This window comes from Tissierella simiarum (assembly GCF_018917865.1).
GTDB lineage: Bacteria > Bacillota > Clostridia > Tissierellales > Tissierellaceae > Tissierella_C > Tissierella_C simiarum.
In genome coordinates this window covers 107,260-123,971 of record NZ_JAHLPM010000012.1, presented here as the reverse complement: position 1 = coordinate 123,971, position 16,712 = coordinate 107,260, and the positions used below count along the sequence as shown (strand labels likewise).

Here is a 16,712-nt window from a genome sequence, read left to right as displayed (position 1 = left end):
TTAATTCGTTTTATCCCTTTCACAAAGGACACCTCCTTTCAAAGAATATTCAAATATTTAGTTTTATATTAAGATAATCTCATCAAAACTTAACTTTAAGTCTATCATCTTTCTTACTCTTTCGATAGAAGTTTTTTCGTTATTAGAATAAAGTAGTGTTGCAAGTATTCCTCTTAATGTCCATAATTGAATATTTCTCTGAAGATCATCCCACTGAAAATCTTTCATATAATTTACATAAGTTTCATAAAAAACAGATAAGCACTCACAAACAAATTCTTTACCTAAATCAAAGTTAACCATAGATGTTAAAGCAGCTGCAATATCTAAATGACTATCTCCTTTTCTTACTTCTCCGAAGTCAATAACATATATTTTTTCCGAATTATAGATTAAGTTCCATTTGCCTAAATCTCCATGTATGAATACATTTTTTATATTCTGACATAAAATCATTTCATCGATCAAACTTTCAAGATTATTTATATTAAAGGAAAAATAATTTAAATAATTTTGAACATCTTTCCATTTACTTTTAGTTTGATTCCATAGATTTTCTAAACTAAATCTATCTTCCTGTTCAATTAAATCTATATCAATTTTTAAAGTATTATGTAGAATTCCTAAAGATTTTCCAAGTTTCTCGAATGTCTCTATATCATCATTTATAGGTTGAGATTGAATATACTCTTGTAAATTATAGTAGTTTCCTGCATAATAACTATATCCTTCATTAGACTTAGTTGTTATTATTCTTGGACAAATACTATCATTAGCTAAGATATTTGATATGGTATATTCAGAAACCCCTTGATTCTTATTTTTTAGTTTGCGTAAAATCCATTTACCCTTATCTGATAAAATATAAATTGCATTTGAAGTATTACCCTTATTTATTGGCTCTATCATTAATATGTTTCCAATAGAATAATCCTGTAGTAAATTATCAATATTCTCATTCATGAATTTTCCTCCGTCAGTACAATTTTCAGTAGTGTCCTATTATAGGTTTATCTTTTGATCTATGTTTACGTTTTGAATCATAAGATTATATTTAAATTTATTCAGGCTTTCTATCCACCCCATACCATCCAGGATGGAAATTAAGGTTTAAAGCTCTGCCGAATTCTATCCCAAATTCAATAAATCCAAATCCCATAGCAGTTATAATATTGCCATCTCGTACTACATTTCGATCATTTATCCAATTCTCCTTTTCAAATCCTAATTCCTCAAGATATTCTTCTGGAATACCACTCATATATTTTCTTCCTTTTAACATACCTAACCTAGCCAACATAGCTGTAGAGCTAGATATACTTCCAATAATCATTTCTGGCGAATCAAATGCTTTGACAAAATTTAAATATCGGTCGTCTTCTAAAAAAATCCTGGATTCATAGAACCTGTAAGTAATAGACCATCGTAATTTTCAATCTGCAATTGTTCTAATGTCATTTGTGGGATAACATAGATATTTTCTTCACTTTTAATGGGTTCTGATGTCAAACCAAAAACATCGAAAGGTTTTTCTGCTTGTCCCATAATTGATAATGCTACACTCATTTCATAGTTACTAAACTCTGGATATAATAACACTGCTACTCGTTTCATAATATATCCCTCCTCATCTAACATAGGTAATCTCTATTTTGCATATTCTTATATTTATGCCAGACTTGTTTTTATCAAAAATACCTTAAAAAACAACTCTGATATTACCATTTATGTGTGGCTGATATGCTATAGCTCCCATTATGTAAGTAAGTTTTAAGTTAAACACTTATACTTTTATATATTATCTATGTTTTAATAAGTTGTTGATAAAATTATATGAATTAAGGAGATATTCTCTTTTAATTTTTTATAAACTATGAGTTAATCTCTATATAATAACTAAGTTGAAACAAACTCTATTATAAAAAAGGTGATAGTTTCTTTCTCTGTAATCCTTTATATAAAATAAAGGATGTATCTAAGCTATAACTAAAGATTATGTTTATTTTCTTTACATACGGATACACTTTTGATAAACTCTCCAATTATTCTATTGAACTCTTCAAATTTATCTAAATTAGCAAAATGTCCTGCCCCTTCTAGTTTTATAATTGAAGCATTGTTGTTATTATTAATTGCTTCAATGGTAGTCTTTAGATTATTGTTAATATCATTATCAAATTCACCTTTGATAACCAAAAAAGGAATATTAATCTTTTCAATTATGTTTGTATATGAATAATTACCAATATTTCTTCTTATTAAAATTCCTTTTTTTGTACGTATTAATAAATCATATATTTCTTTTTGTATATTATTATATTTACTAGAATGTTTACTCATAAACTCGTAATAACTTTTTGGATTTATCCTCAGCATAACTCTATCAATCTGTGAAATTAGATTAACAACAAATTTAGATAATTTCAGTTCCGCAGTGGTCCCAAAAGTAATAAAACTAGAAAATAATTGTGGTTTTTTAATAATTAACTCATAACCAATCAAACCTCCTGCAGAGTTTCCTATATAATGAATCTTTTCAATTTTTAAATATTCTAGTAATTCTAAAATATCATCTCTATTTTTCTCTAAAGTGTATCCCTTTGAAGTATTATCTAGCGAGTTGGAAGAATCTCCATGACCTCTTAATGAAATTGATAAAACTCTAAATTCTTTGGATAAGTATTCATGTTGTAATTTAAATTGTCTTAAATTAGAACCAGCTCCGTGGACAAAAATAATGGTCTCAACATTTTCTTCTCCTGTTAATAGATATTCTAATTCCACCTCCGAACCATTAAATCTCTGGATTTTTTCTAACATAGTAACAACTCCTATTATCGTTTCTTTTTTTACAACAGTAATCATAAAAAGTGTCCTTATTTTTTATTGGGTGTAAAAAATATAAAAAACCATCGCTTAGCATAGTTTTATATTTGCACAACATCCATTCTGTAGTCTAAAACCTTATATCTTTGATAAAAATATTTTTGCTAGGCTTATTCTATATGACCAATCCTGTATTATTAGTTTCTCTTTCTCCTACTTTAGATTTTAAACTTCTAAATATCGCCTTATTATTTCCATGTTATAATTCATATCTAATGTTGTATCAATTACTAGGTAATTTCCATCACTAAGTTTTTTAGATTTATCTTTTGAGTTATTAAAGTTTTCTTCAGTTGTATTTTTAATTTGACTCACTAGACCATTTCTACTGCTTATTCTTTCTTTAATTATTGAATAATCTTCTACTTTGCATTCAATATATTTATATGCTGCACCATACATTTTAGCAATTTTAATGCCGTTATTTAATGATTCTTCATAATAGCAAGGAGTATCTATTATTACACTTATATTCATATCTAAATAAAATTCAGCTAAATCAAACACAACACTATATGAAGCATCAGCAACAATGTCATTGGGTACTTTTGAATTGATCATTGAAGTTTTTATAATATCTCTATCTATAACTATGACATTCAAATGCTTGGCAATCATCTTTGAAATAGTAGATTTTCCACCCCCTGGATACCCTGCCATTTGTAATAAAAACATAACTTTATCTCCCTCCTACATGTCAACTATATAACTATCCTGACCTTCTATTCCACATAGTATAAGTCTATTGAAACTAAATATTATATTTATACTAATTAACTTTATAATTTTCTCTTCTCATTCTAAATCATAAGAGTATATAATATTAAAATCATTTTCATTTAAAACTGATAATTCCATCCTAACAATTTTTCCAGTAAATTGAACAAATCTTTTCGACATTTCACCAATAATTGCTCCTAAATCTTCTGTGTCACTAGAATAAAGAGATATGTGAGGCAGCCATAGTCCATTATCAGCTTTTGTCCACATATTGCAATAAGAATCAAATTCTTGATGATATTCTTCATAATATTCTAATAATTTTCCCGATGTAGAAGGTATGCAAGCTATACAGCTGGTTGTTAAGAATCCTAATGCCGAACAATTAATGTCAAATGATTTTTTCCCTTCTATAAATCTCTTAGTATATTGTAAAATGTCATCTACGTCAATATCGACAAAACTTGCAAACGTAATATGTCCATAGATAGGACTATATTCAATATTAAATACTTTTAAGGCTTTTCTAATCTCATCTAATTTTTTATTAGTTGTTTCATCTAATATCCAAATAGCATATACATCTTTACCCATTTGCACCTCCTAATTACATGATATTTTCTAAATAAGGCTTCTTTCTTATTTTTTATAATGTACATATTATTAAGTCATAATCTTTTTACTATAAAAAACTATATACCCTGGAGAAAATAGACAATTTTTTCATCATTAAACAATATTGAATATTAGTTGCTTTTTATTGTCATCATCCTTAAATAATAAAATTATCATAAAAAGTAATAATATCTCTTACCTTTTATAATCTCATATATACACATAAATTATTATAAACATCTATTTTCCTCTTCATTTACTATAAAATTCTCTTCATATTATCAAGATATATTGTCTCATTTATTTAAAAACCAATCAAGGAGACCATTTGGAAACGGAGTATTCTCAGAAGCTATACTATTATAGATTTAAATCCTAATTTGGGTAATTCCTCCTCTAGCTTTTGCAACGGATACGATTATGTGGGCATTGATCTCCTCAATAATAGAAGTCAATTTTTCTCATATGTTTTCTCTTCCTTATCTGCATACTTTTATGAATTCCTTAAATCTCCCCTAATATCTTCGTAGCTTCAATATTTCTCAAATTTAGATAGTGCTTATCTTAATCCTATTATAAGATAAATAAAAATCATACTTACTATCTGCACGTCATTCTAAAATAACATCTCTCCTAAATCCACCTTCACTTGCAATAACCTCTCCTGTAATCCAACGTGCATAGTCACTATGTAGAAAATGTACTAATCTTGCTGCATCCTCTGGCATTCCCCAGCGACCAAATGGGAACATTTTAGCTACTGTTTTATAATCTTCACTCTCAAGATATCCCGTATCTGTTGCACCAGGGTTTATGCAATTTACCCGAATATTTTGTGGTGCTAGTGCCACAGCCGCTTGCTTACAAAGTCCTATAACTGCTTCTTTAGATACAGCATAAGCAATTTCTTTTATCATCGGTCCCAAATATTGACCACTGGTAAACAACGTTATAGCTCCACTTTTATCTTTTGGCAATTGGTTTGCAAAAGCTTGTATCATAAGCATGGTAGCCCTGACATTTGTGTTCAAATGTGCGTCGATATGCTCTGATGTCCATTCTCCAATTGGAGCGCAAACAGAATAAGCATGATTAAGTACAAGTCCATCTATATATCCAAATTTGCTAATTGCTTGCTCAATTACTTTTTCAGGTATTTCTTTTTCTGAAAGATCAGATGGAGGTAGTATAGTTAAACTATAACCATTTTTATTTAGCTCTTCCTCTAATGTATTTGTAAAATCATCATTAGAATCACGATATTTTAAAGCTTTATCGTAGCTTGAATATCCATGTATTATTACGTTTGCTCCCGCTTTCGCCAATAACTTTACAATAGCTGTGCCAATTCCCATTGAACGACTAACTCCTGTAACTAAAATATTTTTCCCTTTTAAAGAAAGTGGTGAATCTTCTGTTACATAGTTTATCGTCATATATTGTCCTCCTTTTCTATATCAATCTGATGCCTACTTTTCTGCTATAAATAAGAGATGATTGCCTGCACCTAAAAATTCAGGTTTTTCACAACAATAATAGTGACAACTAAGCCATAACCTATAACTTTCAATGTATATATAGGTATCATATAATACATTGAATATTTATTAAAATTACCATACCTCATTCAACTTATCAGAATAGAATTCTATTGCCTTTCTATAATTCTTTATGTTTTCATCTGAAGATGTTTGAGCTAAATTATATAGTAATATTTCCATTGCTTTAGAATATTCGTTTAAGTTATATAACGTCATTGCATAAAAAACTTTCATCGCTCTATTCTCTGTAAACTTAGCTAAACCTTGCTCAAGCACTTCCTTTGATTTTTCATATTGTCCTAATGTTCTGTATGTACTACCTAAGCCTAGAAAAGCACCTTGCAACTCCTTATCTGGCAGTCCAATTAAAATAGCTTTTTCATAATAGGATACTGCATCTGCCTCTAATCCCAAAACGTCAAAGCTCCATGCACATTGATAATTAACTATTGGATCATTGGGATATTCCTTTGCAAGACTTATTAAGATTTCATTTGATTCCTTTAGTTTTCCTTCTTTCCTTAATTCAATGGCAATTTCTAATTTCTTCAAAGTAAATCTCTCCTTAATGTTATATCTGTGAACTTCACTTACGAATTTGAAAACTGATTGTTTGTTATGCTCTTATGCTACATAAATATAATGACAATCATGCTCATTATACATAGTCTGGGACATACCAGTTTGGAATATATGTTTTAAAATCATCATACCATTTCAAAACACTTTGCGCCTGTTTAAGCATTGTATTTACTTCCCTCTCTCCAAAAGGAATAGCCCAAGGAATAGATGAAATCTGATTAGTTGCAATATATAACGCCATTAATCTAAAAAACAAATCAGGTACTATATTATCAAAATATCCGTGAATATATCCCGATGCAAATGTAGGACTTATACTTGCACAAAATGTAATTCGGTTAAATTCTTCCCATGGATCCCCATAATCCATTCTATTAAAATCAATTATACCTAATTCCCCTTCTGGTGTAATAATCATATTCCCAACATGATAATCTCCATGTTGAAAAGTCTGTGGTCGGTTTAGCAGAAGAGAACGATTGTGTTCAATATATTCAATTATTCTATCAGCACCATGAATATGAATCCCACAAGCTTTATAATTAGCTATCTTAATATCAATTTTATGATTATATTTTTCTGACCAGTTTGACAAGCTTTGAGGAGCAGGAACTCTATGTATTTGCTTAAGAAACGCACCAGCCTTGGCTCCTAAAGAATATTGTTCTTTATTATCAAGTTTAGGAAGAATAACTTCAGCATCTTCTCCATTAATCCAAGTAAGTAAAGAATAAACTAATTGACCATTATTACAAATACCAAAATCAATAGGACGAGACATTAATATATCCATGTTAGTAAATAGTTTTAAGCTTTCAAATTCTTCTTTCTTATTTTCATATTGAGTTATATCTGATATTCTAAGTAATAACTCTTTTCCATCTATAGTTTTTATATAATATTTTTTATCATTTGACCATCCTTTGTTAATGGGTTTCACCATATCCCAATTATTAGATCCAGGAATATCATTAAAATATGTCATCAAGATTTCATCCCCCTTCATGGTTAAGATATTACACTGCCATTTATATATTAAATGTTAAGTTTATTACGAAAATACAATATTTAAAAATAGTTATTCATTATTCTTCACTGCTATAATAACTAATCGCTTCCCACAAATTTTCTTCTTTGAAATCTGGCCATAAAATTGAAGTTGTCCATATTTTAGCTTTAGCAGATTGCCATAATAAAAAATTACTAATTCTACACTCTTCACTTGTTCTAATGATTAAGTCTACATCTGATAATCCTGCTGTAAATAGATAATTATCAAATATATCTTCATTTATATCTTTAATATTAAACTCTCCAACCTTTATCGAATTTGAGAACTTTTGAATGGCATTAGTAATTTCTGAACGTCCTCCATAATTTAAAGCTATATTTAAAGTGGTACCACAATTATTTTTCGTAAGCTCTTCTGTTTTTCTAATTTCATATAGTAATTCACTTGAAAGGTTATCTGTAATTCCTACATGACGGACTTTGACATTGTCAGTGGCATCTTTACTCAATTCCCTAAAAAATTCAGTAAAATAATAAAAGTTATGCTTATCAGCTTCAGTTCAAACTTTCAATAAATATTAATGACGTCTAACTCTTGCATTCCCGAATTAAGATTCAGGAATATCCTTCCTTCGCCCATACATTAGCTCCCCAAATTAATCCTACTACCATTAAAACATCTCATCCAAAGAACTTCTTATTTTTCTAATACTATTTTTTGATACATATGTATATATTTCAGTGGTTTTCCACCTACTATGTCCTAGTAGTTCTTGGATATTTCTAATATCAGTTTCACTTTCTAGTAGATGTGTAGCAAATGAATGTCTTAGTGTGTAAACTGATACATCATCTAATGCAATTTGAGATAATAAGGTATATCTGTCTTTTCTTCCCTTACCTTGTAATATATGTACTAGCATCCTATCTTCATCTATATCATTAACTTTTAGCCTTACAGCTTCACCAACCCTTAACCTAGATGAATAAACTAAGTAAAATATCGTCTTATGCTTTATTTTTTAATATTTTTGCTACTTCTCCTTTACTTGATATTTCTGATAATTTATTTTAATTGCACTTAAGGTTTGATTAGCATAGGAATGAAGGCTTTCCTTATGTTATTCTACATTTTCCCTATAATCCCTCCCCTTCCCAGATATTATTTTTCTCCATTATAAAACCTGTCTCTATGTCACATTAATAAAGATAAATCCCTTTTTCCAGGTTGACACAAGCTAATTTATCATCCTAAAAAAAGGGATTTATCTAGAGTTCAACGAACTCATCATTACTTATTTAATAATTTTACCATCAGATCCTCATCAATATTCCCACCAGTTATAACTACAGCCACATTTCTTCCTTTAAGAGTGGAATAATTTTTGCGAACTGCTGCAACTCCTATAGCTCCTGCAGGCTCGCTGATTACCTTTTCTTTCTTGATTAGAAATGAAACTGCTTTAGCAATATCCTCTTCCTCAACTACTATTATATCATCTATACATTGTTCCGCCATCTTATATGGAATATAGCCTACTCCTCCAACTAATGCATCACATATAGAAGGCTCTGTAGGAAACATTTCGTAGAACTTCTTATCCTTTATAGATTCCACCATTGCAGGGCAAGCTGCAGTTTGAAGTCCAATGATTTTTATGTCTGGCTTTATATGTTTTGCAGCTATACTTATTCCTGTAATTATTCCTCCCCCACCTATTGGTACGAGGATTGTATCAATATGAGGCTGTTGTTCCAATATTTCAATTGCTATTGTACCTTGTCCTGCTATTACCACCTCATCTGAACAGGGATCTACAAATATACTATCACTATCCCTTATACGTTCTAGCCCAATCTCATGAGCCTCATCATAATTTTTTCCTACTCCTATTACATTAGCTCCATAGTATTTTATCTTTTCAACCTTAGGCTTCGGAGTAGTTTCTGGCACATAGATGGTTACATTTTCAATTCCTAACAGATAGGATGCATACGATACAGCTGCTCCATGATTTCCTGAAGATATGGCCACAATCCCTCTTTTAATTTCTTCATTGCTTAAACTTGTAAGTTTACTCAATGCACCCCTAAGCTTAGCACATTTCATACCCTGTTGACTCTCTAACTTAAGGTAGATATCCATATCTTCATCACTTAAACACATAGACCTATCTAAAGGAGTACGGTAAATATATTTATCTATTCTTTTTTTAGCCTTTAGTACATCTTCATAGATTATGGTCATTAATATCAACTCCTAGAATATTATATGGGCTACTAAGGTAACAATTGGTAAAGTAATTAAAGTTCTCTCTATGAATATTAAAAACAAATCCTTAAGGGATATAGGAATTCTTGAACCTAATATAACTGCTCCTGCCTCTGATAGATAAACCAATTGAGTTACAGAAACGGTAGCTATAACAAAACGAGTCATCTCATTAGGTATACTAGCTCCTATAACTGAAGGAAGGAACATATCAGCAAATCCAACTACCATAGTTTGAGAGGCTTCTACCACATAAGGAATTTGGAATAATTTCAGTATTGGTATAAATGGCATTCCTAACCACTTAAATACTGGTGTTGTTTCAGCAATTATAAGAGCTATCGTACCAAAAGCCATTATAGCAGGTAATACACCAAGCCACATATCAAAAACAGTTTTGGTTCCATTCTTAATAAAGTTTTTAACATTTATACTTTTTTCTGCTTTATTTATAGCAAGGTAAGTTCCCCATTCAGCATTTGTAAAACCTTTTGGAACATCTTCTCCAATATCCATCTTTTTCCCTGTATAGTAGCTATCAGATTTTCTAGATAGAGGGGGGATTTTGGGCATTATTATAGCTGCAGCTATTCCAGCTAAAACTATAGTAAAATAATATACTCCAAATAAATGAACTAATCCAACTTGATTCAATACTACTAAACAGAAAGTAATAGATACAGCTGAGAAAGTAGTAGCAATAATTGATGCTTCCTTTGCAGTATAATATCCTTCTTCGTATTGTCTATTAGTAAGAGCAACTCCAATCGTTCCATCTCCTACCCATGATGCAATACAGTCTATAGAAGAACGTCCAGGTAGTTGAAATACAGGTCTCATTATAGGAGTAAGGAGTGCACCTACATATTCCAGAAGTCCAAAATCCGTTAAAAATGGTAATAAAAATCCTGCAAATAAAAACATTGAAAACAATGTTAAAATTAAATCGTTTAATATTAATCCACCTGTACTTTCAGACCAAATCCATTCTGGTCCTATTTGAAAGTATACTAAAAAACAAAGTACTAATCCCACTATTCTTACTGCTGTCCAAAAATTAGATACATTAAAAATACCTTTTAAAAATTCACTATTTTCAATAATAGATGGTTTAAATATTTTATATAAAATTGTTACAATTCCAGTAAATGTTATAAACATTAATACTATAGTAGGCAATATATCTTCTAATCCACCTGTCACTTTTCCTGCCAGCAAAGCAACCACGATAGTTGTTTCTCCTTCATACTTAAATGGAAACATTAAAAGCAATACCCCTAAAGCAGAAGGTATAATAAACTTAAGATAATCGTTAAGTGAGTATTTCTTCTTTTCGTATAAATTATTCATTTTCTAACCTCCGTGTATAATATAGTTACAGTGTTTCTACTGTAGTGTATTGTCTTTTCTATCCTATACTCTTTATGGGATAATAGCTGTACAGATAGAGGTTATAGTTCTCCTCATTGAAGCATGGTCTTCCTACGAAGTGGTTAAGCCTATTCTTTACAGTCATATGCAAATGAGCTAGATAGTACCTAGTTACTGAATGTCTAACGAGGTTGTTTCTGTAAAGCGAATTGATATAGAAGTCACTGATCACTATTGAGTATGTCTATATTCCTATCTTATGGATTTAGGTTATACTGTATATGCGATTAATCTATCCAAACAGATGACTTTACTCTTGACGGGTTCTGACATACATTCTACAATCCATAAAGCAAAACAATTAAATTTAATTCTTGACATTTAATATCTAGTCTTTTGATATTATTTAGCGCTATAACTAAAATATCCCTCCTTTATATTTTTTGCCAATTTTGCCAATATTAAAATAATTTCAAAAATTAAAAATGTATATAAATATATATTGTAAGGCAATATAGTGTAAATGTCAACGATAGAATAGGCCAAATCTTTAATTCCGAGATTCCTCCAATTTTAATATATTCATCAATTAAAGCTTAGGAATATCTTTATATAAACAAGATAGATAGCCATCTGCCATCTACCTTGTTCCAATCTCTATTCTATTCTCTCTAATTTTATTGCTATCACCTATCTATTTAGACCTTGTTTTTCTAATTCTTTGTCTGTTACTGTTTCTATATATTTAGTCACAATTTCTACCTTTATAAATTCTTCAATGGCTTCTTTAATTTCATCACCGTCATCATCTATATCCTCTCCATCTAAATTTAGTACTAGTTTTTCTCCTGATTCCAAATCTATAAATATTTTATGGAGCTTTATTCTGCCAAACTTACACAATTAGATTACTTTTTATCGCCTCTGAAATATAATTAGGTATATTCAAAACCCTTTCTTTAACATTTGGCTCTAGAACTGCATGAACTCTTTACTCATATCGATTCTTGTAATCCATCTCTTATTTGATCTAATATTTTTTTATTCTTTGGAGAATTTTTAAATGGAACATCAAGTTTTGAACATGGATAATCGTTGCAATAACCACAATTATCTTTTCCATTCTCAATTCCACATATACGTATTATTATTACGATGGTAAACTATTTTATCTGATGTATAGAAGTAGGATTCCCTTTGTTAAATACGAACTATGTACCGTAAACACAGATGTCTTACAGTAAGAATTTTTCAATTTAAATATATCTACAAACATGAGTGGCTCATCTTTTCATCCTAAGATTTATTTTGAGCTTAATTTAGACTAAATTCATCTCATCGTAACATCCCCTTTATACAGACATATCCTCGATATCTTTCAAGCTACTCATAACTTATAAATTTTTTTCCTAACTTAAACAAAATAGGAATCATAATCAACAACACTGTACCAACTACAATTGTAGATAATACTATCTTATAAAAACTAATTACTTTATTGTATATAGAATATGTTATTATAAGAACATTAGATGGTATCACTAGAAAAACTCCTGTTATTAAACCTGGAGAATATTTTTTTAATATAATAGTCGAAACTAAATGAGGAAAAATAGCATTAATAATCATTGCTCCCAGAAAACCAAAGTAAAAATATTTACATACTAATATTTGAGGTAAAAACATAAAAGTACACGTAGCTAAATATGCTAATAAGGTAATTACAATTACAGCGAAGTGAAATTTATCTTTATTTACAGGTGCATGAAATTTTTGTGCATATTTTGACCATTGTGGTAACCAAAGGGCTTCTTCTAAATTATGTAATGTAATTGCTAGAGGAAAAAATAGAAACAAACTCGATATTTCTAACAAATATCACCATCTCCTTCAAGTATAATTTAGCATTGAAAACAACACTTTTCTATCTAAAAATCCAATCTAAATAAACTTTTGATTTTTGACTTTCTTTCATAAGATTTCACAACGTACTTGTATTTGCCATATCCCTATTGAATTCTAAAGAAATACTCTCTCTAACAGAACTTTACTCTCGGTTAAAAGATATTATAAAATTATCTTTTAATAGTCACACAAATAAACGGTGATTTTTCTGTTAAAATATATGTAATGTTATTAGATAGTAACCATGGAATTAATTGATCTTCAATAGCAGCTCTGTCCATTTTAAAAGAACTAATAACATAGATATTGCCATTAGAAGCTGTTACTCTAATACATTCTTTAAAAATTTCTTCCATGCAGTCCGTTAAATGTCCTATAGCATTATACAGTATACAGGAATTAAAATATCCATCTTCATATTCCATTTTAGTAGCATCCATTTGTTTAAAAATAATCTTTGGATGATTTTCTATCTCAGGTAATAGTCTAAAACTATCTAAGTCTATACATTGTATTTCATCAGCAACACTTGCTACCTCAATAGAAAATTCTGCACATCCACATGCAACTTCTAAAACTTTTTTCCCTTTTATCCCATCTGATATCATATTTAAAGCTTGTGCTGTTCTTCCCATTTTTCATTATCCACTCCTAATTTTTAAAAATACTCATGATTGTAATCAAAATTATATCTATAAATTTAGAGTTCTTTTAAGAGAAAATCTTCAATTCTATTTCATTTTCTCAATGTTTTCAATCAATCTTACTGGATTGACTATTTTTCCAAGTTGTTCTTCATTACTGTTATCAATAGATATTGTATCGCTTGTCTCAAATGCATAACTCCAGAAAATTTCGGGTGTAATATCAGGTTTAACTTGACAAGCTAATGCATATAATCCTGCAACATAAGGTACTGCCCAGCTCATACCACCATCCCTATAAAACACATAATCATTAACCCCTGTAGGACTGGCAGTACATCTAGAATCCATAGGAATTAAAAGTTTATCATTATTATATCTAATATTCTTCCAGAACCTTCCTTTTGCAAATGAATTAACATCATCTGGGTTTTTTAGAGGGTCACGATCAAGTCCCAAATATCGATCAGTTTCTACATATATAGTATATATTCCATCCTGTTTTGCCTTTTCAATCGAATCAAATACTTTTTCATAGTCATTCATCTCTCCTCCTATTCCTAAAGAAATTGATATAACTCTGATTTTTTTCCCTTCAGGCAGTGTCTTATTAATTTCAACAATACGGTCTATAGATTCTGCAAGCCAAGAAAGATCCCAATCAAATTCCCCTTGCTCATTGTAAACTCCATGGGTTTCGGCAATATAATAAAGATCGGCTTCAGGTGCTACTCCAACTGTCTTGCCCACAGCAATAGATGCAACTGCAGGTCCATGCATTGCTGCATTTTCATCAGAACAGTGAATTTCCTCATACATTTTTAATTGTTTTTTGTACTCTATATGATCAACTAACAACCCTTGGTCGATTATTGCTAGACCAATTCCTTTTCCTGTAATTCCTTTTTCATGGAGTTCTCTTAATCCTAAGCCAGGATTTTTCCCTAATTCCATTATCATCTTCGGTTCGAAGCCATCAGGTAATTTATCAGGCCATTGAGTCTTACTGTCAAAATCAGCATAAATTAAATCTTCAAACCTTTCCGATAAATCAAGGTTTGTTAAATCACTACTTCTTAAATCTATCTGCCATATCTCATCTGAATCTGGATTATAGCTTGGCAACTCAGTCATTTTTCCTGGATTAATGAAAGAATAATCTGCTGCATAAGGCTTTCTTACAATTCCCAACTTATTATTTGGTGAAAGTAAAGTCTTATACTCTTCCGATTGCTCTGATGATTCTGGTAACTCTGTTTCTATTACCTTAGTTGGACTACATCCAACCAGTAAAACCACCATTATCATTAATAGACAAAAAAACTTTTTCATCTTAATTTCCCCCCATATAATATAGTTGCAACATTTATTAGTTATTTCTTGATCTTATACTAGATACCCAAAAGAAAACTTAATCTTTTTCAGTAAAACATTATTAATATATCCGATGAAATCTTGTAATGATCCTAGCTTAGGCTATTGCTGCAAATAAGGGTACATTCCATTAGTATGTAATTCTTTATTATTTTTAATTTGTTTAGCCCTATAAATTAGCTTGTTATATAAATAAACATCACTAACATCAAAATAATCTTCAGTAAACTTATCCAAAGCAAACCAATTGACATCACTATTTTCATCTTCATTTACTATGAGCGTTTCTTTTTCACTCGCAATGAGAATATACGCTATTGAAAGATGTAGATGTGCACTAACATACTTATTTCTTCTCATATGTCCAAATACAGGTAAAATATCAATAGATACAATATCTTCTGTAAAAGCTTTCACATCATTTATACCTGTTTCTTCTTTTGCCTCTTTAATTGCAACGCGTAAAAAATCTGTATCACCATCAACATGTCCACTAGTCCAAGCCCAAGTATTTCGTATGTTATGATGAACCATTAGCACTTTATCTAACGTTCTGTTCATTATAAATCCCGAACTTGTGATATGTGCGAATTCATTTTCTCTTAATAAAATATTGCATGGAAACTTTTCTATATAATCAAGAATTATCTTTTTATCTTGGCTTTCTTGTTCGTTAGCAGGCGTAAACTCAATAATCTGTTTTATATAATCCATCGATATCCCCCTAATATCTATCTGTTTTTCTTATGTATCATACTATTCTACAATTGTACCTAAAAAATTTAAAACAAAATTAAAACGTTCTTCGATATACAATATCATATAACGTTTTAGATTGCTGATGTTCTCAAGCTCCAGAGAAAGCACACTTGGGCTTGGAAATGTACCTTGCTGATGATGGCTCAAAATTTTCTTTATTTAAAAGATATATTTTAGTTCGATACTCGTCCTTATTCAAGGTACTCTTAAACTAAATCAAATAGCAACATTTTGTTTATCTGATGTTTGAAGTCTCTTTCTTTCTATCTACGGCAGATTATCCTAATCTCTTCCGCTCTTTTTTCGCTATCTAAAAATATCTTATTTTGTAACATCCTGTGTGACAATGAACAACTTTATTCTGTAAATATGATTAAAATTATTAAAGTATGCTCAATATTTTCTCAATAATTTCCTTCCCTAAAATCACATTATGACCTGATATACAAGTGTCGAAATCCATATTCCTATACTTTAAAAGAGTGTCAATATATAGATCTTTTTCACAATAAATACTCGGAATAATTTCATCAATATTATCACCTACATTTATCACTTTTTCTTCTTCATCTATTACACTTACGGAGTCTATAGTATGTCCAGGCGTATATATAATCCTTATTTTATCTTCTGGAAAATAAAGTTCTTTTTCAAAAACTAAGTTAGGAAGATTCATTTCTACTTCACCATAACAATACTGCTTATTTTTATGCATCATATCTTTCCATTTTGATTCAATCATTTCTCTACATAATTTGTGAGATATAATTATATAATTTCGTAATGAACCGTTTCCCCAAATATGATCCCAATGATAATGTGTATTTATCACAATAATAGGTTTATTACTATCTTTTATATATTCCTTAATTGGATTGATACTTAAAGATCCTAATCCTGTATCAATGATGTAATTATATTTTTCGCTCATAATTAAATGAACATTTAGATCCCACCCCGAAGAAGTAGTATATGTAAATAAAGTCCCTCTATTTTTTATTTTTTGAATTCTCATAATATCATTCCTCCCGT

The 16,712-nt window shown here is 29.8% G+C and carries 19 protein-coding genes; all 19 read right to left on the bottom strand.

The genetic code is table 11. From position 1 onward, the window contains the following. Positions 1 to 63: 63 nt before the first annotated feature. The 19 genes from KQI42_RS14335 to KQI42_RS14245 all read right to left on the bottom strand — a co-directional run bounded on the left by KQI42_RS14335 (position 64) and on the right by KQI42_RS14245 (position 16,695). Positions 64 to 963: a phosphotransferase gene (locus KQI42_RS14335; protein ID WP_216520896.1), complete on the bottom strand. Its 900-nt coding sequence runs from the start codon at positions 961 to 963 to the stop codon at positions 64 to 66. A gap of 97 nt (positions 964 to 1,060) precedes the next feature. Beyond that, on the bottom strand, positions 1,061 to 1,390 hold the full coding sequence (locus KQI42_RS21435) for a DJ-1/PfpI family protein (protein WP_343231699.1): 330 nt from the start codon (positions 1,388 to 1,390) through the stop codon (positions 1,061 to 1,063). Next, positions 1,381 to 1,614 (bottom strand): DJ-1/PfpI family protein, encoded by a 234-nt coding sequence (locus tag KQI42_RS21430; RefSeq protein WP_216520895.1) that lies wholly within the window; start codon positions 1,612 to 1,614, stop codon positions 1,381 to 1,383. Before KQI42_RS21430 ends, KQI42_RS21435 begins: the two co-directional genes overlap by 10 nt. Positions 1,615 to 1,986: 372 nt before the next feature. Then, complete coding sequence (locus KQI42_RS14320; protein ID WP_216520894.1) at positions 1,987 to 2,820, bottom strand: alpha/beta fold hydrolase; 834 nt, start codon at positions 2,818 to 2,820, stop codon at positions 1,987 to 1,989. A gap of 231 nt (positions 2,821 to 3,051) precedes the next feature. After that, positions 3,052 to 3,561 carry a P-loop nucleotide/nucleoside kinase family protein gene (locus KQI42_RS14315; protein ID WP_216520893.1) on the bottom strand — a complete coding sequence of 170 codons (510 nt, stop codon included), beginning with the start codon at positions 3,559 to 3,561 and terminating at the stop codon, positions 3,052 to 3,054. Positions 3,562 to 3,681: 120 nt separating this feature from the next. Further along, the gene (locus KQI42_RS14310; RefSeq protein WP_216520892.1) at positions 3,682 to 4,200 is read right to left on the bottom strand and encodes a hypothetical protein; all 519 of its coding nucleotides are present in this window, start codon (positions 4,198 to 4,200) and stop codon (positions 3,682 to 3,684) included. Between the two features lie 632 nt (positions 4,201 to 4,832). After that, positions 4,833 to 5,657 (bottom strand): SDR family oxidoreductase, encoded by an 825-nt coding sequence (locus KQI42_RS14305; RefSeq protein ID WP_216520891.1) that lies wholly within the window; start codon positions 5,655 to 5,657, stop codon positions 4,833 to 4,835. Positions 5,658 to 5,834: 177 nt separating this feature from the next. Continuing rightward, a complete protein-coding gene (locus KQI42_RS14300) occupies positions 5,835 to 6,314 on the bottom strand; it encodes a tetratricopeptide repeat protein (RefSeq protein ID WP_216520890.1) in 480 nt (159 codons plus the stop codon). A gap of 106 nt (positions 6,315 to 6,420) precedes the next feature. Further along, on the bottom strand, positions 6,421 to 7,329 hold the full coding sequence (locus KQI42_RS14295) for an aminoglycoside phosphotransferase family protein (protein WP_246566607.1): 909 nt from the start codon (positions 7,327 to 7,329) through the stop codon (positions 6,421 to 6,423). Positions 7,330 to 7,429: 100 nt separating this feature from the next. Continuing rightward, positions 7,430 to 7,864, bottom strand: a complete 435-nt coding sequence (gene uppS / locus KQI42_RS14290) for a polyprenyl diphosphate synthase (protein ID WP_216520888.1) — start codon at positions 7,862 to 7,864, stop codon at positions 7,430 to 7,432. 162 nt (positions 7,865 to 8,026) lie between these two features. Continuing rightward, complete coding sequence (locus tag KQI42_RS14285; RefSeq protein ID WP_216520929.1) at positions 8,027 to 8,374, bottom strand: tyrosine-type recombinase/integrase; 348 nt, start codon at positions 8,372 to 8,374, stop codon at positions 8,027 to 8,029. A 272-nt stretch (positions 8,375 to 8,646) separates the two neighbouring features. Continuing rightward, on the bottom strand, positions 8,647 to 9,603 hold the full coding sequence (locus KQI42_RS14280; protein ID WP_216520887.1) for a threonine ammonia-lyase: 957 nt from the start codon (positions 9,601 to 9,603) through the stop codon (positions 8,647 to 8,649). Between the two features lie 12 nt (positions 9,604 to 9,615). Next, a complete protein-coding gene (locus KQI42_RS14275) occupies positions 9,616 to 10,977 on the bottom strand; it encodes a YjiH family protein (protein ID WP_216520886.1) in 1,362 nt (453 codons plus the stop codon). Positions 10,978 to 11,688: 711 nt separating this feature from the next. Then, a complete protein-coding gene (locus KQI42_RS14270; protein ID WP_216520885.1) occupies positions 11,689 to 11,856 on the bottom strand; it encodes a hypothetical protein in 168 nt (55 codons plus the stop codon). Positions 11,857 to 12,381: 525 nt separating this feature from the next. Beyond that, positions 12,382 to 12,873, bottom strand: a complete 492-nt coding sequence (locus tag KQI42_RS14265) for an HXXEE domain-containing protein (protein WP_246566604.1) — start codon at positions 12,871 to 12,873, stop codon at positions 12,382 to 12,384. 200 nt (positions 12,874 to 13,073) lie between these two features. Next, a complete protein-coding gene (locus tag KQI42_RS14260) occupies positions 13,074 to 13,538 on the bottom strand; it encodes a class I SAM-dependent methyltransferase (RefSeq protein ID WP_216520884.1) in 465 nt (154 codons plus the stop codon). Positions 13,539 to 13,634: 96 nt separating this feature from the next. Next, positions 13,635 to 14,879: a S8/S53 family peptidase gene (locus KQI42_RS14255; RefSeq protein ID WP_216520883.1), complete on the bottom strand. Its 1,245-nt coding sequence runs from the start codon at positions 14,877 to 14,879 to the stop codon at positions 13,635 to 13,637. Between the two features lie 144 nt (positions 14,880 to 15,023). Continuing rightward, entirely contained in the window at positions 15,024 to 15,635 is a 612-nt protein-coding gene (locus KQI42_RS14250) for an NUDIX hydrolase (protein ID WP_216520882.1), read from the bottom strand. A gap of 427 nt (positions 15,636 to 16,062) precedes the next feature. Beyond that, a complete protein-coding gene (locus KQI42_RS14245; protein WP_216520881.1) occupies positions 16,063 to 16,695 on the bottom strand; it encodes an MBL fold metallo-hydrolase in 633 nt (210 codons plus the stop codon). Positions 16,696 to 16,712 lie beyond the last annotated feature (17 nt).